The organism is Pseudomonas sp. P4_B3 (assembly GCF_056402295.1).
In genome coordinates this window covers 134,625-156,465 of sequence record NZ_JBFUHR010000012.1, presented here as the reverse complement: position 1 = coordinate 156,465, position 21,841 = coordinate 134,625, and the positions used below count along the sequence as shown (strand labels likewise).

Annotated in this window: 14 protein-coding genes, 2 rRNA genes and 1 pseudogene; 15 read left to right on the top strand and 2 right to left on the bottom strand. The window is 55.6% G+C overall.

The window, feature by feature from the left end; all coding sequences use genetic code 11:
* The 5 genes from AC1DWG_RS16400 to recD all read left to right on the top strand — a co-directional run.
* Positions 1-112, top strand: a 23S ribosomal RNA gene (locus tag AC1DWG_RS16400); the annotation flags it as partial.
* 158 nt (positions 113-270) lie between these two features.
* Positions 271-386: ribosomal RNA gene (gene rrf / locus AC1DWG_RS16395) — 5S ribosomal RNA — on the top strand.
* Positions 387-540: 154 nt separating this feature from the next.
* Positions 541-3,990, top strand: a complete 3,450-nt coding sequence (gene recC, locus AC1DWG_RS16390; RefSeq protein ID WP_477788026.1) for an exodeoxyribonuclease V subunit gamma — start codon at positions 541-543, stop codon at positions 3,988-3,990.
* Positions 3,990-7,679, top strand: coding sequence for an exodeoxyribonuclease V subunit beta (recB, locus tag AC1DWG_RS16385; RefSeq protein ID WP_477788025.1), 3,690 nt, complete (start codon positions 3,990-3,992; stop codon positions 7,677-7,679). Before recC ends, recB begins: the two co-directional genes overlap by 1 nt.
* On the top strand, positions 7,676-9,778 hold the full coding sequence (gene recD, locus AC1DWG_RS16380; RefSeq protein WP_477788024.1) for an exodeoxyribonuclease V subunit alpha: 2,103 nt from the start codon (positions 7,676-7,678) through the stop codon (positions 9,776-9,778). Before recB ends, recD begins: the two co-directional genes overlap by 4 nt.
* Positions 9,779-9,785: 7 nt before the next feature.
* On the opposite strand, the pseudogene AC1DWG_RS16375 reads toward recD, so the two are convergent.
* Positions 9,786-9,923, bottom strand: a pseudogene (locus AC1DWG_RS16375) (LysR family transcriptional regulator); the annotation flags it as partial.
* A gap of 44 nt (positions 9,924-9,967) precedes the next feature.
* On the opposite strand from AC1DWG_RS16375, the gene AC1DWG_RS16370 reads away from it, so the two are divergent.
* The 10 genes from AC1DWG_RS16370 (at position 9,968) to AC1DWG_RS16325 (ending at position 20,839) form a co-directional block, all read left to right on the top strand.
* Complete coding sequence (locus AC1DWG_RS16370) at positions 9,968-11,353, top strand: tyrosine-type recombinase/integrase (RefSeq protein ID WP_477788023.1); 1,386 nt, start codon at positions 9,968-9,970, stop codon at positions 11,351-11,353.
* A 500-nt stretch (positions 11,354-11,853) separates the two neighbouring features.
* On the top strand, positions 11,854-12,438 hold the full coding sequence (locus AC1DWG_RS16365) for a recombinase family protein (RefSeq protein WP_477788022.1): 585 nt from the start codon (positions 11,854-11,856) through the stop codon (positions 12,436-12,438).
* A gap of 1,322 nt (positions 12,439-13,760) precedes the next feature.
* Entirely contained in the window at positions 13,761-14,030 is a 270-nt protein-coding gene (locus AC1DWG_RS16360; RefSeq protein ID WP_477788021.1) for a hypothetical protein, read from the top strand.
* Between the two features lie 10 nt (positions 14,031-14,040).
* Positions 14,041-14,205, top strand: coding sequence for a hypothetical protein (locus AC1DWG_RS16355; RefSeq protein ID WP_477788020.1), 165 nt, complete (start codon positions 14,041-14,043; stop codon positions 14,203-14,205).
* Between the two features lie 572 nt (positions 14,206-14,777).
* A complete protein-coding gene (locus AC1DWG_RS16350; protein WP_477788019.1) occupies positions 14,778-15,119 on the top strand; it encodes a hypothetical protein in 342 nt (113 codons plus the stop codon).
* A 192-nt stretch (positions 15,120-15,311) separates the two neighbouring features.
* Positions 15,312-16,376, top strand: coding sequence for a hypothetical protein (locus AC1DWG_RS16345; RefSeq protein ID WP_477788018.1), 1,065 nt, complete (start codon positions 15,312-15,314; stop codon positions 16,374-16,376).
* Positions 16,377-17,158: 782 nt separating this feature from the next.
* A complete protein-coding gene (locus tag AC1DWG_RS16340; RefSeq protein WP_477788017.1) occupies positions 17,159-18,325 on the top strand; it encodes a DUF262 domain-containing protein in 1,167 nt (388 codons plus the stop codon).
* Entirely contained in the window at positions 18,322-19,410 is a 1,089-nt protein-coding gene (locus AC1DWG_RS16335; RefSeq protein WP_477788016.1) for an AAA family ATPase, read from the top strand. The genes AC1DWG_RS16340 and AC1DWG_RS16335 overlap by 4 nt, the downstream gene beginning before the upstream one ends.
* Positions 19,411-19,422: 12 nt before the next feature.
* Positions 19,423-20,352 carry a hypothetical protein gene (locus AC1DWG_RS16330; protein ID WP_477788015.1) on the top strand — a complete coding sequence of 310 codons (930 nt, stop codon included), beginning with the start codon at positions 19,423-19,425 and terminating at the stop codon, positions 20,350-20,352.
* Between the two features lie 268 nt (positions 20,353-20,620).
* The gene (locus tag AC1DWG_RS16325) at positions 20,621-20,839 is read left to right on the top strand and encodes a hypothetical protein (RefSeq protein ID WP_477788014.1); all 219 of its coding nucleotides are present in this window, start codon (positions 20,621-20,623) and stop codon (positions 20,837-20,839) included.
* 95 nt (positions 20,840-20,934) lie between these two features.
* On the opposite strand, the gene AC1DWG_RS16320 is transcribed toward AC1DWG_RS16325, so the two are convergent.
* Positions 20,935-21,717 (bottom strand): hypothetical protein, encoded by a 783-nt coding sequence (locus tag AC1DWG_RS16320; RefSeq protein ID WP_477788013.1) that lies wholly within the window; start codon positions 21,715-21,717, stop codon positions 20,935-20,937.
* Positions 21,718-21,841 lie beyond the last annotated feature (124 nt).

Below are 21,841 nucleotides of genomic sequence, written 5' to 3'. Positions count from 1 at the left end.
GACCTTGAGTCCCCTGAAGGGCCGTCGAAGACTACGACGTTGATAGGTTGGGTGTGTAAGCGCTGTGAGGCGTTGAGCTAACCAATACTAATTGCCCGTGAGGCTTGACCATATAACACCCAAGCAATTTGACTACTCGAAAGAGCATCAGATTGCGGTGTGTGAAGACGAAAATGAACCGAAAGTTCGACGCTCACAAAACACCGAAAGCTATCACCTGCCCAATTTGCTGAAGCGAGGCCATCTGGTCACGACTCAGTACCCGAATTTCTTGACGACCATAGAGCATTGGAACCACCTGATCCCATCCCGAACTCAGCAGTGAAACGATGCATCGCCGATGGTAGTGTGGGGTTTCCCCATGTGAGAGTAGGTCATCGTCAAGATTAAATTCCGAAACCCCAATTGCGAAAGCAGTTGGGGTTTTGTTTTTGTCCGCAGAAAAACTCATACAGCAATACCGGACAGCTCCACGCTGTCACAGTCTCCCGACAATGTTAAGGTTCGCCCTTGGCGTTTGTATTTTCCAAGGAAGCCTTTATGCCGGACGCGACGTCCCTCAGTGCTGGTTTTATGGTGGTTCACGGCAACCGCCTGGATGAGTTGCGCAGCCTGGTGGTCAGCTGGATGCGGCGCTACCCGCTGGCTCCCCTGGAGAATGAAATCGCGTTGGTGCAAAGCAATGGCATTGCCCAATGGCTGAAGCTGGCACTGGCGGAAGATTCTGAGGACGACGACATGGGAGGCTGCGGCATCGCCGCGGCCATTGACGTGCAGTTGCCCGGTAGTTTCATGTGGCAGCTCTATCGCATGGTACTTGGCCGTGACGAAATTCCGGTCAAGTCCCTGCTCGATAAAGCACCGCTGACCTGGCGTCTGATGCGCCTGCTGCCGCAATTGATCAACCAACCGCACTTCGAGCCGCTGCAGCGTTTCCTGACCCATGACACCGATCTGCGCAAACGCTATCAATTGGCCGAGCGTCTGGCGGATCTGTTCGACCAATACCAGGTCTATCGGGCTGACTGGCTGGAAGACTGGGCAGAAGGTCGACATCAAACAAGAAACGGCAGGGGCGAAGCCAAACCCCTGACCCCGGCCAATTGCTGGCAGGCAGAGTTATGGCGCGCACTCTTGCTGGATGTGGGAGAAGAAGGCATGGCGCAAAGCCGTGCCGGGGTCCATCAGCGATTTGTCGAGCGTATCAACAATCTCGAAGTCGCCCCCAAGGGATTACCCTCACGAGTGATCGTTTTCGGGATTTCTTCGCTGCCTGCGCAAGCCCTGGAGGCACTGGCGGGACTGGCACGATTCAGCCAGGTCCTGCTGTGCGTACACAACCCGTGTCGTCATCATTGGGCGGACATCGTCGCCGATAAAGACCTGTTGCGGCATCAATACAAGCGTCAGGCCCGCAAGAGCGGCATGCCGGTAGTGATCGACCCGCAAACCCTGCATCAACATGCCCACCCGCTGCTGGCTGCCTGGGGCAAGCAGGGGCGGGACTACATCAACCTGCTCGACAGTTACGACGATCCCAACAGCTATCGTTCGGCATTCCGCGACGGGCGCATCGACCTGTTCAGTGATGGTCAGCCGCTGAATGTGCTCAACCAGTTGCAGGACGACATCCTCGAGTTGCGCCCCCTCAACGAGACTCGGGAGCGTTGGCCGGCTATCGATCTGCACAAGGACGAATCGATCCGTTTTCACGTCGCCCACAGCGCCCAGCGAGAAGTCGAGATTCTCCACGATCAACTGCTCGCGCGTTTCAGCGCCGACCCGCACTTGCGGCCCCGGGACATTATCGTGATGGTCCCGGACATCGACAGTTACGCACCGCACATTCGTGCCGTGTTTGGTCAGCTTGACCGCCAGGATCCGCGCTTCATTCCGTTTACCCTGGCGGACCAGGGCCAGCGTGGCCGCGATCCACTACTGATTGCGGTCGAGCACCTGCTCAAGCTGCCTGACAGCCGATTCCCCGTCAGTGAGATTCTCGATCTGCTGGACGTCCCGGCACTGCGTGCTCGCTTTGGTGTTGAGGAGCGCGATCTGCCGACGCTGCACCGCTGGATCGAAGGTGCCGGCATTCGCTGGGGCATGAACGCCGAGCAGCGTGCCGGGCTCGGGCTGCCGAATGAACTGGAGCAAAATAGCTGGCGTTTCGGCTTGCGCCGGATGTTGCTCGGTTATGCCGTTGGCAGCGCCGATGCTTATGAGGGTATCGAGCCCTACGACGAAATCGGGGGCCTGGACGCCGCGCTAATCGGCCCGCTGGTTGCGCTGCTGGACGCGCTGGAAGTGGCTCACCACGAACTTTCTCAGCCTGCATCGCCGGGGCAATGGGGCTTGCGCTTGCAGGCGTTGGTGCAGTTGTTCTTCCTTGCCAGTAACGAACACGATGACTACTTGCTGGCTCAGCTCGAAGAGCTGCGTGAGACCTGGCTCGAGACCTGCGAGTCGGTCGGGTTGCAGGACGAGTTACCGCTGACCGTCGTCCGTGAAGCCTGGCTTGCGGGTCTGGATCAGGGCCGTTTGTCCCAACGCTTTCTGGCCGGAGCGGTCAACTTCTGCACCTTGACGCCCATGCGCGCCATCCCGTTCAAACTGGTGTGCCTGCTGGGCATGAATGACGGCGATTATCCGCGCGCGCAGCCGCCACTGGATTTCGATCTCATGGGCAGTGATTACCGTCCAGGTGACCGCTCCCGACGCGAAGATGACCGCTACCTGCTACTGGAAGCCTTGTTGTCGGCACGGGACCAGCTCTACATCAGTTGGGTGGGCCGCAGCATCCGCGATAACAGCGAGAGGCCTGCGTCGGTGCTGATCGGCCAGTTACGCGACCACTTGGCCAGCGGTTGGCGATTGTCACAAAGCGACAATGATCTGCTGGAGGCCATGACCCGGGAACACCCGTTGCAACCTTTCAGTGCCCGCTACTTTCACGAAGGGGATGAGTCGTTCAGCTACGCCACCGAATGGCAGGTGATTCATCAGGCGACAGAGCAACAGGCAAGCGCGGAAGTGCTCGAGGCTCACGTTCAGGACGAACCACTGAGTCTCGGTCAGTTGCAGGATTTCCTGCGCAACCCGGTACGGCACTTTTTCAGCCAGCGCCTGAAGGTCTTCTTCGAGGCGGCCGAAGTGCCCTTGGCTGATGAAGAGCCTTTTGTCCTGGATGCGTTGCAGCGTTACAGCCTAAGTGACCGTTTGCTCGAAGCGGCGCTGGCTGACCCGGGAAATACCGGACAGGCACTGGAGGATCAGGCGAAACGCCTGCAAAACAGCGGGCTGCTGCCCATGGCCGGATTCGGTGAGTGCCTGCAGCGTGAATTGATCGAGCCATTACCTGACTTGCTGCAACGCCACCAACAGCTCCTGGCTTTGTGGCCTACACCGCTCAGCAGCGCGTTGCCAGTCAGTCTTGAACTGCAAGGCCTGCACATTGAGGGCTGGCTCAGCGGCCTGCATCAGCGCGCCGATGGTGGATTGCTGTCTATCACTACGATCCCCAACAGTATCGGCTCGATCAAGTCACGCAAATGGCATCGTCTGACACGTCCGTGGCTCACTCATCTGGTGGCTTGTGCCAGTGGCGTGGCGTTGACCACCGCATTGGTGGCCAGTGACGACAGCCTGCTGCTCGCTCCGCTGGATGAGACCACAGCGCAGAAAATTCTCGGTGACCTGTTGATGGCCTGGCAGTCGGGCATGCGCCAGCCTCTGCCGATCGCGGTCAAGACAGCCTTTGCGTGGCTGGGGCAAACCGACCCGGTCAAGGCCGATGCCGCTGCGCGCAAGGCCTATGAAGGCGACGGGCAGACGACGGACGGAGAGCGTCGCGAAAGCCCGGCACTCGCTCGCCAATTCGCCGATTACGATGCCTTGAATGCCGATGAGACGTTCCCCGATTGGTGTGACGCGCTCTATCGCCCGCTTCTTGAAGCTCCTTGGCGTTCACTGTCCAGCGAGGAGTCGCGCTGATGAGCACGAAGACACCGTTGGCCCTGGCCTTCCCGCTGCGTGGCAGCCAGTTGATCGAAGCCAGTGCCGGGACCGGCAAGACGTTCACCATTTCCGCGCTGTACCTGCGTCTGGTGCTTGGCAATGGCGGGGAGGACAGTGGCTTCGGACGTGAGCTGTTGCCGCCGCAAATCCTCGTCGTGACGTTCACCGACGCCGCTACCAAAGAGCTGCGCGAACGCATTCGCACGCGGCTCGCCGAGGCCGCGCGATTTTTCCGCGATGAAACACCTGCCCCCGACAGCCTGATTGCCGAGTTGCGTGATCAATATTTGCCCGAGCAATGGCCCGGGTGCGCAAACCGCCTGGATATCGCGGCGCAGTGGATGGATGAGGCGGCGGTGTCGACCATCCACAGTTGGTGCCAGCGCATGTTGCGCGAGCACGCCTTCGACAGCGGCAGCCTGTTTACCCAGACCCTGGAAACCGACCACAGCGACTTGCTGGGGGAAGTCCTGCGCGATTACTGGCGGCTGTTCTGTTACCCGATGCAAGGTGACGCATTGAATTGGGTACGCAGCAATTGGGGCGGACCGGCGGCGCTGCTGCCGCGGATTCGTGCGCTGTTCGCCAGCGAGCGGGATAAGCTGCAAGGGAAAGAGCCCGCCGAAGTGATTTCGCAATGCCTGCAAGAACGACGGGCGGCACTGATCGAACTCAAGAAGCCCTGGCTGCAGTGGGCGGACGAGTTGCTTGCGATCTGTCACCAGGGCGTTGCCGGCAAGGCTGTCGACGGTCGCAAGATGCAGGCTCGCTATTTCGAGCCCTGGTTTGAAAAGATCAAAGCCTGGGCCGAAGACGAATCCCTCGAGCAATTGGATATCGGCACCGGCTTCACGCGCCTGACCCCTGATGGCATGGCCGAAGCCTGGAAGGGCGAAGCGCCTCGACATCCGGGGCTCGATGCGATGGCCGGCCTCAAGGCCTGTCTCGATGGGTTGCCAACACCTGATGCCGCCGTGCTGCAACATGCGGCCCGCTGGGTCGGGGCGCGATTCGAGGAAGAGAAACGTCGCCGTGCGGAAATGGGTTTCGACGACATGTTGCTGCGCCTTGATGCGGCCTTGCAGTCCGATGGCGGCGAGCGACTGGCAACCCTGATTCGTGAACAGTTTCCGGTCGCCCTGATCGATGAGTTCCAGGACACCGACCCGGTGCAATACCGGATCTTCGAGAGTATCTACCGCATTGAAGAGAACAGCCCCGAGTGCGGTCTGTTCCTGATCGGCGACCCGAAACAGGCGATCTACGCTTTTCGCGGTGCCGACATCCATACCTACCTGCGCGCCCGGCAGGCCACCACTGGCCGCCTGCACACCCTGGGCACCAACTTCCGCTCGAGCCATGGCATGGTCAACGCGGTGAACCATGTGTTCGAGCGCGCCGAAGCTCGGGAGTCAGGGCGCGGCGCTTTCCTCTTTCGGCAGAAGAATGGCGACAACCCGGTGCCGTTCACGCCAGTTGCCTCCCAGGGCCGCAAAGAAGTCTTGCGTATCAATGACCAGGTAATCCCTGCCTTGAACATCTGGCACTTGCCGGCCGAACAACCGTTGTCCGGTGCGGTGTACCGGCAACAACTGGCGGCGGCCTGCGCCAGTGAAATCACAGCATTGCTCAATGGCGGGCAGCAGGGGCAAGCGGGGTTCAGCCAAGACGGCAAAGCCTTCAGGGGCCTGCTGCCGGCGGACATCGCCATCCTGGTCCGCGACGGCAAGGAGGCGCAGGCGGTTCGTGCGCAATTGGCCGCCCGTGGCGTGCGCAGTGTTTACCTGTCGGACAAGGACTCGGTGTTCGCCGCCCAGGAGGCGCATGACGTGCTGACCTGGCTCAAGGCCTGCGCCGAGCCGGATGTCGAGCGCCCGCTGCGAGCCGCGTTGGCCAGCATCACGTTGAACCTTTCGTTGACTGAGCTGGAGCGGCTGAATCAGGACGAGTTGGCCTGGGAATCCCGGGTCATGCAGTTCCGTGGCTATCGCGAAGTCTGGCGCAAGCAGGGCGTACTGCCGATGCTGCGGCGCTTGCTGCATGACTTCCGTCTGCCCCAGGCGTTGATCGCCCGCAGTGACGGCGAGCGGGTTTTGACGAATCTGTTGCACCTGTCCGAATTGTTGCAACAGGCGGCCGCGGAACTCGATGGCGAGCAAGCCCTGATCCGGCATTTGTCCGAGCATCTGGCGTTGTCCGGGCAGGCTGGCGAAGAGCAGATCCTGCGTCTGGAAAGTGATGAGCAATTGGTCAAGGTCGTGACCATTCACAAGTCTAAAGGCCTTGAATATCCCTTGGTGTTCCTGCCGTTCATTTGCTCGGCGAAACCGGTGGATGGCAGCCGCCTGCCGTTGCACTACCACGATGAATCCGGCAATGCTCAGGTCACGTTGAAGCCGACGACAGAATTGATTGCCCTGGCTGACGATGAGCGTCTGGCCGAGGATCTGCGCTTGCTCTATGTCGCCCTGACCCGGGCGCAACACGCTTGCTGGCTGGGGGTGGCCGACCTCAAGCGCGGCAACAACAATGGCTCGGTGCTGCATCTGTCGGCATTGGGTTATCTGCTGGGCGGCGGTGCGTCATTGGCCGATTCCCCGGCGTTGCAGCTTTGGTTGCGGGACCTGCAACAGGACTGCCCGGCGCTGGCGTATGCCGAGATGCCTGAAGCGACTGCAGAGCATTACCGGCCACCGCAAAATGACGCGGCACTGCTGGTTCCGCTGGTTCCGAAACGCAAGGCCAGTGAAAACTGGTGGATCGCTTCCTACAGCGCGTTACGCATTGGCGACACCCTGAGTGTCGGCACCGACGAGGCGCCGGAGAGCCCGCAGGCGCAAAAACTGTTCGATGACGAACGCCTCGACCCGCAGGCCCCCAGGGAAGTGGTGACCGGTGGCGGCGATATCCATCGCTTCCCGCGCGGCCCGAATCCCGGCACCTTCCTCCATGGCTTGCTCGAGTGGGCGGGAGGCGAGGGTTTTGATGCGGCACCGCAAGAGGTGATCGACGCCATTGCCCGTCGCTGCAACCGTCGAGGCTGGGAGGGCTGGATCAGCACCTTGAGTGACTGGCTGCAGCATCTGCTCAAGTCGCCGTTGCAACTGGGCGGCGGTCAGGCGCCGGTGGTATTTGGCCAGTTGACGCAGTATCAGGTCGAGATGGAGTTCTGGTTCGCCAGCCATAAGGTCGATGTGCTCAAGCTCGATGCGCTGGTGTGCCAATACACCCATAACGGCGTGGCCCGGGTGGCCGCGGAACCGGTGTTGCTCAACGGCATGTTCAAGGGTTTCATCGACCTGACGTTCGAACATGACGGCCGCTATTACGTGGCCGATTACAAATCCAACTGGCTTGGCGTCGATGATGCGGCCTACACCGCGCAGGCCATGGAACAATCGATTCTCGACAACCGTTATGACTTGCAATACGTGTTGTACCTGTTGGCCCTGCACCGCCAGCTCAAGGCGCGGCTCGCCGATTACGACTACGACCGGCATGTCGGCGGTGCGTTGTACCTGTTTTTGCGCGGTACGCGTGCGGCCAGCCAGGGTGTGTTTTTCGCCCGGCCGCGAAGAGAGCTGATCGAGCGTCTGGACAGACTGTTCCAGGGCAAGCCAGAGCCCAAGGCCGAGCCCGCCTGGGAACAGGGAGTACTGTTATGAATCGCACATTCGCCGATTTGTTGCCCACATCGCTGGCAGCCGAAAGCCTGGCCGATCTGGCGCCGCTGAGTCGTGCCGACGACTTGCTGTTGTTGCTCACGCGCTGGGTCGAACGTGGCTGGTTGCGCGCGCTGGACAAAGCCTTTGTGGCGTTTCTGCATGAACTGGCTCCGGAGGATGATCCGTTGGTGTTACTGGCGGCCGCGCTGACCAGTCACCAATTGGGCCATGGGCATGTCTGTCTCGACCTGTTCGAGACGCTGAAAGAACCGGACTTCGCCCTGTCGTTACCACCCGAAGGTGACGTGCAAGGCGGCGCGATGCTGTTGCCCTCGCAATTGCTGGGATCGCTGGACGGTGCTCACTGGTGCAAGGTGCTGGCCGCCAGCAACCTAGTCGCGCTGGCCGTTGACAGCCGTGACAACGTGCGCGACCGACCTTTGGTTTTATCGGGCAAGCGCTTGTACCTGCGCCGCTATTGGGCCTACGAGCGGCGGATTGACCTTTCACTGCGCGAGCGTTTGACGGAACACGAGTCCACGCCGAACGACTTGCTCCAGCGCCTCACCGGGCTGTTTGGTCCTGCCCGGTCCGGTGACGTAATCGACTGGCAGAAGCTCGCGTGCGCACTGGCGACCCGCAGCGCCTTCAGCATCGTGACGGGGGGGCCGGGAACCGGCAAGACCACCACCGTCGTGCGCTTGCTGGCGTTGCTCCAGGCGCCGGCAGTCGAGGCCGGCATGCCCCTGCGCATTCGTCTCGCCGCGCCGACCGGCAAGGCCGCGGCGCGTCTGACAGAATCCATCAGCCAGCAAGTCCGGACCTTGAAGGTCACCCAAGACATACGAGACAAGATCCCCTCCGACGTCACCACCGTTCACCGCCTGCTCGGCAGCCGCCCCGGGACTCGTCATTTTCGCCATCACGCGGGCAATCGCCTGCCGCTGGATGTGTTGGTGGTAGACGAGGCCTCGATGATCGACCTGGAAATGATGGCCAACCTGCTCGACGCCTTGCCGGCCCATGCGCGCCTCGTGCTGTTGGGGGACAAGGATCAACTGGCTTCGGTAGAGGCCGGTGCGGTATTGGGGGATCTGTGTCGCGACGCGGAGGCTGGCTGGTACAGCTCCCAGACGCGCCAGTGGCTGGAAACCGTCAGTGGCGAAAACCTGCAGGCCAGCGGATTGCAGGAGGACATGCAGGGCACTCATCCATTGGCCCAACAGGTCGTGATGTTGCGCCATTCCCGGCGATTCGGTGAGGGCAGCGGCATTGGCCAACTGGCTCGCTGGGTCAACCAGCAGCAACCCGAAGAAGCCCGAAAGTTGTTGTCGGCGCGCAGCCATGACGATGTGTATTGCCTGGCCCTCAAGGGGGAGCAGGACCGGGCCCTGGAACGCTTGCTTCTCGATGGTCATGGTGACGGCCCGCAGGGCTATCGACATTACCTGAGCGTGCTGCGTAATCAGCGGCCGCCACTGGACAGCCCGCAGGATGATTCGCGCTGGATTGATTGGGCTCGGAATGTGTTGCAGGCTTTCGACGCATTCCAGTTGTTATGTGCCGTGCGCAAGGGGCCGTGGGGTGTTGAAGGCTTGAACCAACGGGTGACGGACGCGTTGCTGAGGGCCCGTCTGATCGACAGCGACCAGCAATGGTACGAAGGTCGCCCTGTCCTGATGACCCGCAACGATTACGGGCTGGGTTTGATGAACGGCGATATCGGCATTGCCCTCAAGCTCCCGGAACAGGAAGGCCACGGAAAACAGGTTTTGCGCGTGGCATTCCCACGCAATGATGGCCAGGGTGGCGTGCGATTTGTCCTGCCCAGCCGTCTGAATGATGTCGAAACCGTGTACGCCATGACCGTGCATAAATCCCAGGGCTCGGAGTTCGCGCATACCGCATTGATTCTTCCTGATGCCTTGAATCCAGTGCTCACCAAGGAACTGATCTACACCGGAATTACCCGGGCCAAGGACTGGTTCACCTTGATCGAGTCGCGTGCGGGCGTGTTTGAAGAGGCGGTGAAACGCCGGGTCAAACGCTTGAGCGGGCTGATGCTGGAGCTAAAGGAAGCCAGCGAGCCGACAGGCTGAAAGGTCATTAATCGGCAAACAGCATCTCCCGGCTTTCGCCCATCAGCAGACCCTGATTCTGCTCGGTGACCTCGCGGATGTAATCCCATAACAGGGTGATCCGCTTGAGCTTGCGCAGGTCTTCGCGGCAGTACATCCAGAACTTCAAGGAATACAGGTTTCTCCCAATGTTTACGGGGTTAAACCTTTATGAATCGCCTTTTAGAACGCTCTGCTGTTACAAGTCCTGTACCAATTCTTGTAGGTCCTTCGAGACCCACCACGAGACTCGCTAAACCGTATCACTACAGACGCAACGGTATTTACTACGTACGCCTCAGGGCTACAGGCAGCACCACTGAGTTCGCTTCGGTTTCCCTCAAGACCAGCAATAGGCGTGATGCATTAGACGCATCAGAACAGCTCGCGGGGTCTGTCAGGACGTTCCATCTGGCAAACCCAGAAGCCTCTTGGGGGGAGCTGAAAGAGCATTTCCGTTTGGCCTCGGCGGAGCTGTTTGAGTTCGGAGGTGATGGCGACGTTACGCAGGTGTGGGGTGGTCTGCATGACAGCAACACTGGCCCTGTGGGCGGTTCGCTCAGTTACCCCAAATCCGCAAAGAGCGCTTCGCTATCTCTATCTGTAATCGCCCCAGCAGTGACCTTTGAGGCCCTTTCATCGCTCTACTTGGCCGACCGTGGGCAGGATCAGAAGGCATCGACCCTCAAGGAAACCAAGATTTGCCACGGCACCCTCTCTGCGGCTCTCGGTGAACTGGATATGCGGACTCATTCACGGGCTGACCTCGTCGCGCTGCGTGATCGTCTTGCAGATGGTCGAATGCCCTCAACGGTCAATAAGCTGATCGTGAAGCTATCGGCTGTCCTCGCGTGGTCAGTTGAAAACGGTCACATATCCAAGTCATACGATAAGAAACTGAAGCTCACTAAGGGCCTAGAGTCGAACCGTAAGGCGTTCACACAGGATCAGGTGTRCATGCTGGTGGCCTATTCCAACACGCTCCCTGAGTCCTCATGGAAGCGCTGGCTATTGAGCCTTGGAGCCATCACTGGCGGGCGCCTCAATGAAATCTCACAGTTGACGGTAAGTGACGTGCAGACTCTTGCTTCAGGTATCACCGCTATACACATCAACGAGGTAGGTGAAGGAAAGTCGATCAAGAACAAACGCAGTGAACGGCTGGTGCCACTGACTGACGGTGCCTATGGGTTCGACCTCACAGCATTCCTGCGGTATGTCGATGCGCGCAAGGTCAGTGGGTCAGACTCATTAGCTCAGATCGGCTACAAGACAGCGGGAGAGTGGGTAAATCAACAGGCAATCCCAGAGGCTCTTGGTGACACCTATGGCCCAGGCTTGGTGTTCCATTCGTTGCGTCACTCGTTGGCTTCGCTAATGCAGGTCAAAGGAGTTCCCACGACGCATGCTCAGGCTGTGATGGGTCATGCTTCTGGCACGATTACTTTTGACACATACGGCTCTGGAGTTCCCGTAGAAACTATCGCTGAGGTACTTAAGGGGCTTTTTTGTCAGTGGCAGCGACCGACCCGAATTGAAAATGGTTTGCACCCGTGAGGCATATCTCGCGCTCGCGGCCGCCCGCGTTTCCCCCGTGGGGGTGGGCGGCTTCTGTGCTGCCGCTGATGGGGCGGAGGGGGTGCCTTTGTTGTGCTTGCCGGGGCTGGGGGCTGGGGCTGTCTGGTGGGCTTGGTCGGGGCCAGCCTCTCCTACATCCACAGGGCTATAGGCCGTGAGCTAGGCGGCGTGACGCGTTGCTGTCTATGGCAGGCTGTGATGGTCGCTGGCCTGTGACGCTGTCTATGCCGGGGCTGTCGCTTTGTGTCCGCTGGTGGCTGGCTGGCGAGCTGTCAGGTGCTGTCGAGTGATGCCGGTCTGGTCTGCCGCTGTCAGAAGGGGGCGGGGTCATGTGGTGCCAACAATCATCCGGTTTATGACACCATTCAGGCAGGGTGTTGAAGGGTGACAACAAACTAGGGGTTTACACTTCATGTCACCATCCGTATTCTTGTCACCATTACTTGGCACCACGAGCCAAGACCACGGGACTACAGACAATGACTTCTCGCACCTTTGCTTACTGCCGTGTATCCACTGCCGAGCAGACCACTGAAAACCAGATCCTCGCCATCAAAACAGCAGGCGTCACCATCAAGCCAGCGCGCATAATCAGCGAGACTATCAGCGGTGCCGTATCTGCCTCGGAACGTCCGGGGTTTCAGAAGCTGCTTGAGCGCATGGAGGAGGGTGACACACTAGTTGTTCTCAAGATGGATCGACTAGGCCGTGACAGCATCGACATTCAGCAGACCATCGAGCGGCTGGCCGCTGCTGGTATCAGCGTTAACAGCCTTGACCTACCGGGCGTAGACCTGACCAGTACAGCCGGTGCCCTGACTATGAAGGTGCTGGCCGCTGTGGCCGATATGGAGCGCTCCCGGATCAAAGAGCGGACTATGGAAGGGCTGGCGCGTGCCGTTGCCGCTGGCGTGAAGCTGGGGCGACCAGTGGCCGACGATGTGACCGGGGCTGTCCGGGAGCTGCGGGAACGTGGGCACAGCCAATCAGAAGTGGCGACCATGTTGGGGCTGTCTGTCCGCACCGTGAAGCGACATTGTGCAAAGCTGGAAGGAGATGCATGACTTTTGGCAAAGGACTGTATCTGGGCACGCTCAAGGCGTCCTATAGCATCGAGGCGCTGACTGGCTCCGACCTCATCGAAGCACAGCGTGTGCTAGCGATCTACACATAGGTTGAGATACAGGGTGAGGAATGCAACCAGAAAGCCCGCGAGAAGCTATTACAGCTAAAACTGGCAGCATCTGGGGTTCGTTTAGGGGGTGACGGCTTGAAATGGCTCCTGCGCCCCCAGATCCGCGTCACTGTGGCGCTGGCTCTATTCATCGTCGCCCACATTCCGCTGATGTTCACCTGGCTCATTCTTGACTGCGCGTAACCCAATCAGCCCCAGATCGCGCACAGACAGCGACGGAACGCAGTACTGACCGACGCACCACGAAAAGCCTCAGGCGCTCACAGCGAGCCTCTGGGGCTTTCTCGTTTGGGATAACTCTCACACTACTGACGGGAAGTCTCACGGCGTGAGACTAATACTGGATTATGGTTTAAGTTGAATTATAGGAAATAAACTTCCCGTGTGACTCGATTGGCTAATCTGGTCACAAAGTCTCACAGCGCTACAGCCCTTATAAACCGGGGCTTTCAGAGTCTCACAGCCTTTAAGTTGCATTATAGAAGAAACCCCCAGTAGCAACAGTAGTGTAGTAGTGATGGTAGTTACAGTAGCACTCAGTGTTGTCTATTAGGGAGAGTAGGTTAAGTAGTCTACAGTGGGAGATGTAGTGTAGTAGCCCAGTATTGTCTAGTTGCTCAAGTAGTGATAGTTGTTCCCTCCCTTCTTCTCCTTAATGGAGAGAGGGAGAGCTAATAGACGCTACTAGGTATCCAACCCAGCCAGCCCCAGACCGCGCGCAGACCGCAACGGGGCAGAGCACTGACCTACGCGTCCCACAAAAAGCTCAGGCGCCCATAGCGAGGCTCAAGGGCTCTCTCGTTTTGGCCGGGAGTCCCAGAAAGTCTCACACCGATAGACCCGGTAATTAAGTTACATTATAGAATAGCGAGTCGAGTATTCGCCCTATCGCGATATATACAAACGGTCAAGCGTTGTTTCAATTGCACAGGTCGATGTCCTAAATGAGAATTATTATTAGGTTCATCGGTCTGCGATCCCAATGGAATTGGTAGGACAAGAAGAACAGTTGCAACAGTAGCAACAGTATCAATTCTTCTTTTCTCTTATGAGAAAAGACCCGCTAGGGAAAGTGACAGTAGCAACCAGTAACAACCATTAGCGGCCAGTTTCTTTAATGGGGCATTAATTGTTCGGTCCTCACTGCGCACACTCACCGCCACCTTAACAATCACAGAGAGGTAACAGACCATGGCAACTCCAATTACCGGCGACTTCGGCGCATTTAAGGCGACCAAGAAGCAAGGCGTAACGCTGCACAATATGCCGGTGCATCCAAGCACTGATGTGAGCAACAAAGCTTCCTCTATTAACCAAGAGCACGAGAGTGGCAAGCGTTACGGCGCCATGATTACTGTCAGTGGCTACGCTAAGCCTGTGCTGTATATGGCCGCTGGCAATAAGCCAAGTGACGCATGGATAGCTATCACCAACGATGGCGCGGATATTGTTCCAGCATAAGGAGGGCAGCATGCTTAATCGCAAAGTTCAGACAGAGCAACAGTACATGCTGGGTCAGATAACCATTGCCAACACTGGCCAGCCAAAACAGGCATCACCTGAGCCTGTCGCGCTGTCTCCGCAGTCGAAGAAGCTGATGCAGGCAGACCTTAAGCGCAACGCTTCGGGGTTTTAAGTTGCTGTATAGATAAGGCTGTGGGGACCCTCCCTGTAGCCACTGTTTCCCAGCTCGCCTTATTAAACTGTGCAAAATTGCATATTTAACTTTCGTAGTGCATAGCTGTCAGCCTTCTGGTTCCGGGGTTCTCCGGTTTGGTCGCCGTCTATATCGGTTCAAGAAGGCTGTCAGCTATCCATTAATGAGAGCAATCCACCCAAATATATAGAGATGACCATGAACCCAGAACCTAGTAAGGCGCTGCCTATTACCCTGCGCGATGCAAAAGGCAATAGCCACAAATTTGTCCCTGATACTCAGGGTATGTTTAACCTCACAGAGATGCACTGTCGTCTAGGCCTACCAAACTCCAAACGTCCAGCCCAATGGCGTACATCCATTTCCCGCGACTTGGCAGCTTGTGCAAATTTGCACAGCTTGGTTGGTAGCGAGACTTTGGGCACCGAGGTAGCCACTATCGCCTACGCTATGTGGGTTAGTAACGACTTCTACAAGATGGTTGTTTCTGTCTTCATCGCTGTCCGCAGTGACGCACTGTTATCAGCTCAGGTATATGAGCGTCTGGCGCAATGGCGCATCAGGAATTGTTTGCCGATAACTGCTACAAGCTCAGGGCATATTCCCGCATCGATAATAAAAACTCGATGACGTGGACAGTTGCTTGTGACATGTATGGCATCGAGCGTCCGCTACTTGCAAAACAATACATTTACGAGACTCATGGCTTCTGGCGCATTGTCTGCGGCGAAGTGGCGGAAACTAGTAAGGGTAGAGCTACTGGGTTCTATGTCCGCAACCGTGGCAACAATGGTCCCGAGTTGGATCTGGCTCCTGGCGCCCGTGATTGGCTGCTGCACAACGTAGGTGCCATCAACTTTGCGACGAAGCCAAACAAACGCTACCGCAAATGACTCGCGCACCATATCTCCTTCCCCTAATCGCAGACGTGGTGTCTTGCTTTGCTCCCGGTCGGCCTCCTCAGTTGCACACAAGGCAAGTTGACCCTGTTACTGGTCAAAGAGTGCGGCCAGAGAAGCACGCTAATAAAAAAAAAAAATAAGAAATAACTAACCCAAACTAACTAATACCCAAGAGGTGACACAATGACTTCCCTGAATTACAACTCCGCGCTGACCATCAATGAAATGGAGGTTCGCCCTGCACTGGAATTGCTCAAGCAATACGGCACCGACCGTGCCAAGGATGAGCTGTCCCGCAACCCTGTATCCCGTGTAGCCGATGGCATCACCGCCAGTTTCCGCGCCTACCGTTCCTACCTGATCCCCGGTCGTGACTCTCACGATGCGAAGTTGCGAGACATGGCGATGGTAGGCGCCGAAGTGGTCAAGCATCTGGAATGCCTCAAGGTACATGGTCGGTACATTGGCGAACTGCCAGCCAACTTGCCACGTCCCGAGGACTACCAGAACGCCTTTACCTTCCTGCTGGAGCTGATGAACAGCATTGAAACCCAAGCCCCTGACAGCGACCTGTTCAGGAACAAGTACCGCTCGCCAGACTTCGCGTATGACGAATGGCAAGCACTGCTAGCCGATCGTTTCTCACCGACCCTACCTGCCTTCATTGGTGCCCTTGCGGGTGCCCGCCGAGATAGCAACGGTGGTCGTCGTACGATCATGGCCCCGACCTATTACAAGAGCTGGGCTTCGGTAGGTGCTGAGGTGTACAGCCTAGTGTTCGATGACGGCTCCCGCTCCCGTGCATTGGCTAAGTCCCTTCGGGCTAAGCTGTCTGTATTGGCCTGCCCGTTCTATGGTCATCAGCACGCACGCTCTCTAGTCGAAGACCTGTCCTGCACGTTGCTCAGTGAAGACGATGCGCTGGCACTGGCCGGAGCTGGCTGGAACGAGCTGCACTCAGACAAGATCCTGCATGCCCTGACATATAACCCGATGTCCAAGGTAGCTGGCCCGCGCCCTGATACTGTCCGCACCTGTGCTGTCGAGTTCAACCTGTCGCGTCTACTCAAGGCAGAGGCAGCTGTAAATGCAGAAGGTAAGGCTGAGGCTGCCCGTATCCGTGATGAAGAGGCTAAGGCTCAGGCTCTGGCTGATCGTACCCGTGATGCCAAGGCACAGCTTGAGCTGCTAGAGAAGATCAAGGCCGGTACTGTCACAGCCGAAGAGCTGGATACAGCCGGTTACTGAGGTCGTTTATCACTGGCACCTTAGGAGCAATCCCTAGGTGCTAGGAGTAAGTGCAGCCCTCTGTGTACTTAGTTCGTTTGAGTCGCCTTTCCCCGATGGCCCTAGTGGCTGTTGGGGGGTTTTTAAATCGGATTGTTACATTGTAACTATTGGTGTGAGGCGCTCTGTGCTGCACTGTGCTATGCGTACCCCCCGCCCCTGCCTGAGGCCCCTCCCTAGACCACAGCGCACAGGAGGAATGCTAGTGGCTACCTTGCCTCAGGCATACAGACCTTGGCCGAGTCCTTACTTAGCGGCATCTGTCTTTTTGCAACCTAGCCCCGCGCTCCGTACGTCGCTATAGCTCTTGGCCCTTGATGGTGAGGTGGCACTCGAATGTCTCTTAACCTCGACCCACCCTGTGCGATTAACCTGCCGTTCTGGCCGACATCTCGTTGATATTTCGTCTCGATTCAAGGGGATGTTCGATCCTTGACAGGCGCAGCCTATGAAAGGCTTGGGTATCAGCGGATTTCAAAGGGTGGCTTACGGCCGACAGAGAACGGACAAAAGCAGACGGTCAGCGCATGTCTGTTTTCAGCTACAAACAATCAGTCAAGTGCGTTTGGGACCTCAGAGGTGAATCATGGGGCGGGCCGGGCTGAATTGCGGCGGTCTCATACTAGACCTTCAGCATTCGAAGGACTAATCTTGCCCCAATAGAAATTTAAGACCTCGCCTGCTGATGATTATCTTTAAAAGCGCAGCCGTTTTCTTAAGAGCCAACCCAAGGAAATTCATCTGTGATTAATAAGTTGCCTAGTAATATTGATGACAGCGATCAAGTAGAAGGTCTTGACGAAGAGGTCACTGAGGGCGAGGTGCTTACAGTTAGGCCGTGGGATCCTAAACATATAAGGATTACCACCAAAAACTTCACTGTACGAGAGATTTTTACTCAGATAGTAGAGGGCGATTTGGACCTTGCCCCTGACTTTCAAAGGAGTTTTGTTTGGAAGATTAGGCAGCAAATTAGGTTGATTGAGTCAATTTTGCTCGGGATTCCTTTGCCTGCATTTTACTTTAATCAAGATGATGTTGGTGCTCATCAGGTAATTGATGGCGTGCAGAGGCTGACAACCATTCGACTTTTTATGTCAGATGAGCTCAAGCTTGAAGAGGAACACATGGAGTATTTAAAGCCATTGCAGGGGCTTTGTTACTCAACATTGGATCCAGCTACGCGTAGACGTTTTTCAGGTACTCAAATTGTCGCTCACGTGATTGAGCCACAAACACCTGATGAAGTTAAGTATGATATTTTCAACCGTGTAAATACTGGCGGGACGCCTCTTAGTCCGCAAGAAATTCGTCACTGTATGAGCAAGGAGCGGTCGAGGTCGTTACTGGCTATTCTAGTCGAAAATACTAATTTCGATGCTGCCACTGGTTTTGCGTTCTGGGGCCAAGATCAAGATGGTTCGATACATCGCGATAATCGCCGTATGTCCGATCGCGAGATGGCGCTTCGTTTTTGTGCGTTTCGTGATTTTTCTGTAGAGAACTATGGCCAGGCAGCAAGTCTAGATTCTTATTTGTTAGATTTTACTAGGCGGCTAGATAGTCATGCTGTAGCAGACACAGAGTATGACGACTTGGTAAGTGTTTTTGATCAAGCGATGATCAACTCTCATGAAATACTAGGCGGGCTTGCTTTTCGACGTTATCAGTACAATAGCTCAAGGCGAGGTCCAATAAACCGTGCGATATTCGAATCCCAGGCCCTTGCGCTGGCAGATTACTCTCTTGAGCAGTTAATGCCTTTTCAAGATCAAATTCTAGTAGGTTTTTTGCAGTTATTTGAAGATCCGGTTTATGACAATGCTGTTAAATCTGGTACTGGTGACGTATTGAAGATTCAGCGCCGACTTGAAATGACTCGGAAAGTCCTTGAGGGAATAGTTCGATGATTACCGACGTCCGTATTAAAGGCTTTAAAAGATTTTCTGATCATGTTTTTGATATGCGCAGCCTTACAATATTGGCAGGTATCAATGGAGCGGGCAAAACATCTGTAATTCACTCGCTGTTGCTTACAGCAGAAGCTTGGCGTCGAGATGACGGCGTTGTAGAGTTGAATGGCCCTTATGGATTAGAGCTCGGAGAGTTTAGTGACGTTTTGAATCACGAAACCACCAGTAATTTTAGTGTGATAATCGGTAGCGATCATGATGGTAGCCGAATAGAAAATACTTGGGTCTTTGGCGAGGGAGATACAGGGCTTTATGCAAAGGTTGATCTGCCAAGGCCTCAGTCGGTGTTTAAGGGCGAGCCTCGTTCATTTCAGTACTTACAAGCAGAGAGGTTGGGCCCCCGAGTGACGCAGGGTTCTGCTGCCCTTCCATCCACAATGCTCGAAGTTGGTTGTTCTGGGCAATTTACTGCTCAGGTTTTAGATACGCTGGGTGGAAAATTAAGTGTGGAGGAAGAACGAAGATTCATCACCGACGATTCGATTCCACCTCTACTTAAATCTCAGGCAGAAGCATGGCTTTCGCTGATTACTAGGCCGATCCAGATCGATACCGAAACATTTCCAGGGACGTCAGTTACAGCTCTAAAATTTCGAACTTCTGATATTTGGTTAAAGCCTACAAATATGGGGTTTGGCGTCACCTATGCTCTCCCTGTTATCTTGGCGGGGCTTACTGCGATGAAAGGCGGAGTTTTAGTAGTCGAGAATCCAGAGGCTCACTTGCATCCTGCTGGGCAGTCACATATGGGCGTTTTTCTGGCCATAATTGCTGCTTCCGGTGTACAGGTTGTTGTGGAGACCCATTCCGATCATATTCTGAATGGAATTAGGCTTGCGATAGGGTCGCATAAGCTTTTGAAGCATACTCAGTCAATTGTTCATTATTTCGATGGGGATGAAAGTGCTCCTGATAGCTTAGAGTTTACCGAGATTGGAGGGGTTTCCTCTTGGCCTGCAGGCTTTTTTGACCAGTATCATTTGGATATTGCGGCTCTCACGCGGATTAGGCGGCCTAGATAAATGCGATATGTCATGGATGAAACTTGTCTGGACTTTAATGGCTGCACTAATGATGAGTATATATCTGCGCTAGAATCTGTGCTTGATAGAATGGATGACGCAATTCTAGCTGGGTACGATTGTTTTTACTCTGATGAGCTGTTTTTTCGTCCGGTATACAACGGATGCACGATTTGGGAGTTGTTTAATCCGCAAACTCCGATATCGATATCTCCTGAAGTTCGTATCAGATTGGCGGTCGTATTCTCAAGGTTGAGCACTATCCAAGATTTCGATATTGGAGGTGCGACAGTACTTCCAGTCAAGTTTGAAAGAGATGGGGTGGATTGCTCCTACTCAATAGCGTGGGCATGTTTCATTATGCTGGCTGGGATTGATTGTGTTGTTGCGTGCATAACAAGTTCGCTTGCGACTGGTGACTCATTTTTAAATGTCACGAGCGATGGAGGCGCTGTCGGCGTTTGGTTTGTGGCCAGTCAAAGAGGCGATGAAAACTTGTTCCGGTGGGTTATTTGCGAGCTTACTTCGTCGCCTGCCGAGATGGAGATGTATGCATCCTCAGCGTTTAAAGAACTTGATTTTGTTGAAGGGGCGTTCAATGGAATAAAGGGTATGAGTAAGCCATACACTAACTTGGTCGGTCCAGTAGTTAGGCATTTGTCGGCACTGTCTGATGAGGGAAGAAGGATTTTCTCTGGACCTCGAGAGGATGTCGAGGCCGAGTTTGGGCCTTATGGAGTAGATCTCTCCGATGAAAACGGCGCCACTAGGCGAAACGCTCGAGCTAAGGCTGACAGAACAATTTCTTGGGGGCGGCGAGATAGAATATTTTGGTGGCATACGAAGCTAGAGAGGAATCAAGATCGGATTCATTTTTGCCCAGCTGATTTGGTGAGTGGGGGGAATATTCTTGTCGGCATTTTCTGTTTTCACCTAACTTAAATCGCATATACCTGATGACCGCTTGCTATCAATTTCTGCGGTGTTTGCGCGACCGTTAACATCGCCTATGAGCGAGCGCTTTTGGCCGTTAACTGCCGGTCACGAAGGGCCGCACCGGGCATAATCAGGAAGCGTGCGGGTCAAATCCGACCCCAAGGAAGGTCAAATCGAACGCAAACGATTGGGCAGGCCTGAGCAATTACCACCAAGCACCAGCCAGCGGTAAGGTGAACTAGGATTCCCGTATCACCACTCAAGGACTATACCCATGTCAGATAACTCAGATGCCAAGATCGCCACAGCGGACGCACTGACATTGCTCCTGCATAACCAGCACGCCCTGGGCGCTGCCATTGAAGAAGTGTCCAAGTGGCTTTCAGATAACGGAGTCGGAAGTGTCTCAGCAAACGCAATGGTGGCAATGGAAACGCTGGACACAAATGCACAAGCGATCACAGATGCGATTATGCGACTACGCCAGTCGTAGGCCTGCACTCTGGCTACCCACCGATTCCTTGGCCTACTTTGGGAGTTGCTCAAGGTGGCCCTTTGGTCGAAGGCCTTGGGGATGTCGTGTGCGTTCTACTTGGTGGCCGTGACGGGTGAGCTTGCCGTGGTGGTGTCAATGACATCGCAGCGCTGCTGCGTCACCTCAACGACCTCATTGAAGCGAGTCTTAAAGATGAGGATCCGCTCGAAAGGTGTTTGCCCGACGCTCTCTTCTGCGGGCCAGTGAATGCCCTGATCTTGGCATTCGTCCGCAAAGTCGACAATGAGCAATAACCACATTGCCCCACACGCCTCGTACCCCTGAGTCTTGCGGATTTTCTGTGCAACTAGATCTTTTACTCGTGGGACTAATAGCTCAGGAATGTCGTAGCTCTGCAAGGGACGCCAAGCACTATTCGGATATTCCTTTCCATTGTGAAAAATCCAGCTCAGTTCTGGCGTGTCTTCGAGTGGGCTATAGCTCTGATGGCCATCTTGTTGTGATGAAATTTCCAAAGCGAACGAGGCGAGGTCATTCGCAATTTTCTGCATATGCGGCTTTCGCCCAATCGGATGCTTGGGGTCAAAGCCTACACTTAGCTCAATCCTTCGACCTCCGAGTGTCCTGTACATCTGTTCGGCCAATTCAACCACTATGCGCCGCTTTGGGATTTGCTGCTGGTCACTCTCCTCGAGTTCACCGTCTTCTTTGTAGAGCCTAACTATCTCTATACCAAGGATTCTCTGCTCGCCTTCACCAAGGACGAGCACATCTGGTTTGTCACTGTGTTCAATAGTCCCGTGTGGCAGTGCGTAGTGTTGGCGAAAAGAGTCAAAGTATTTCAGCTCAATCTTCTGGTTCGGTGTGAGTTCCATTGATGACTTCCGAGTCACTGATATGAGCACTCAGCTTAGCGGCACAATCCTGCTTTGGGAGCCTCTTTGAGAATCTGGCAGAAAAACTGGATGACCACCTCAGCGTTTCTATGGTCCCAAAGTC

Bases quoted from the DNA above. Each gene is read 5' to 3' on its own strand.
- AC1DWG_RS16325 (WP_477788014.1), top strand. From the start codon at position 20,621: ATGTCAGATAACTCAGATGCCAAGATCGCCACAGCGGACGCACTGACA.
- AC1DWG_RS16355 (WP_477788020.1), top strand. From the start codon at position 14,041: ATGCTTAATCGCAAAGTTCAGACAGAGCAACAGTACATGCTGGGTCAG.
- AC1DWG_RS16350 (WP_477788019.1), top strand. From the start codon at position 14,778: ATGGCGCATCAGGAATTGTTTGCCGATAACTGCTACAAGCTCAGGGCA.
- AC1DWG_RS16360 (WP_477788021.1), top strand. From the start codon at position 13,761: ATGGCAACTCCAATTACCGGCGACTTCGGCGCATTTAAGGCGACCAAG.
- recD (WP_477788024.1), top strand. From the start codon at position 7,676: ATGAATCGCACATTCGCCGATTTGTTGCCCACATCGCTGGCAGCCGAA.
- AC1DWG_RS16345 (WP_477788018.1), top strand. From the start codon at position 15,312: ATGACTTCCCTGAATTACAACTCCGCGCTGACCATCAATGAAATGGAG.
- recB (WP_477788025.1), top strand. From the start codon at position 3,990: ATGAGCACGAAGACACCGTTGGCCCTGGCCTTCCCGCTGCGTGGCAGC.
- AC1DWG_RS16330 (WP_477788015.1), top strand. From the start codon at position 19,423: ATGGATGAAACTTGTCTGGACTTTAATGGCTGCACTAATGATGAGTAT.
- AC1DWG_RS16365 (WP_477788022.1), top strand. From the start codon at position 11,854: ATGACTTCTCGCACCTTTGCTTACTGCCGTGTATCCACTGCCGAGCAG.
- AC1DWG_RS16335 (WP_477788016.1), top strand. From the start codon at position 18,322: ATGATTACCGACGTCCGTATTAAAGGCTTTAAAAGATTTTCTGATCAT.
- recC (WP_477788026.1), top strand. From the start codon at position 541: ATGCCGGACGCGACGTCCCTCAGTGCTGGTTTTATGGTGGTTCACGGC.
- AC1DWG_RS16320 (WP_477788013.1), bottom strand. From the start codon at position 21,717: ATGGAACTCACACCGAACCAGAAGATTGAGCTGAAATACTTTGACTCT.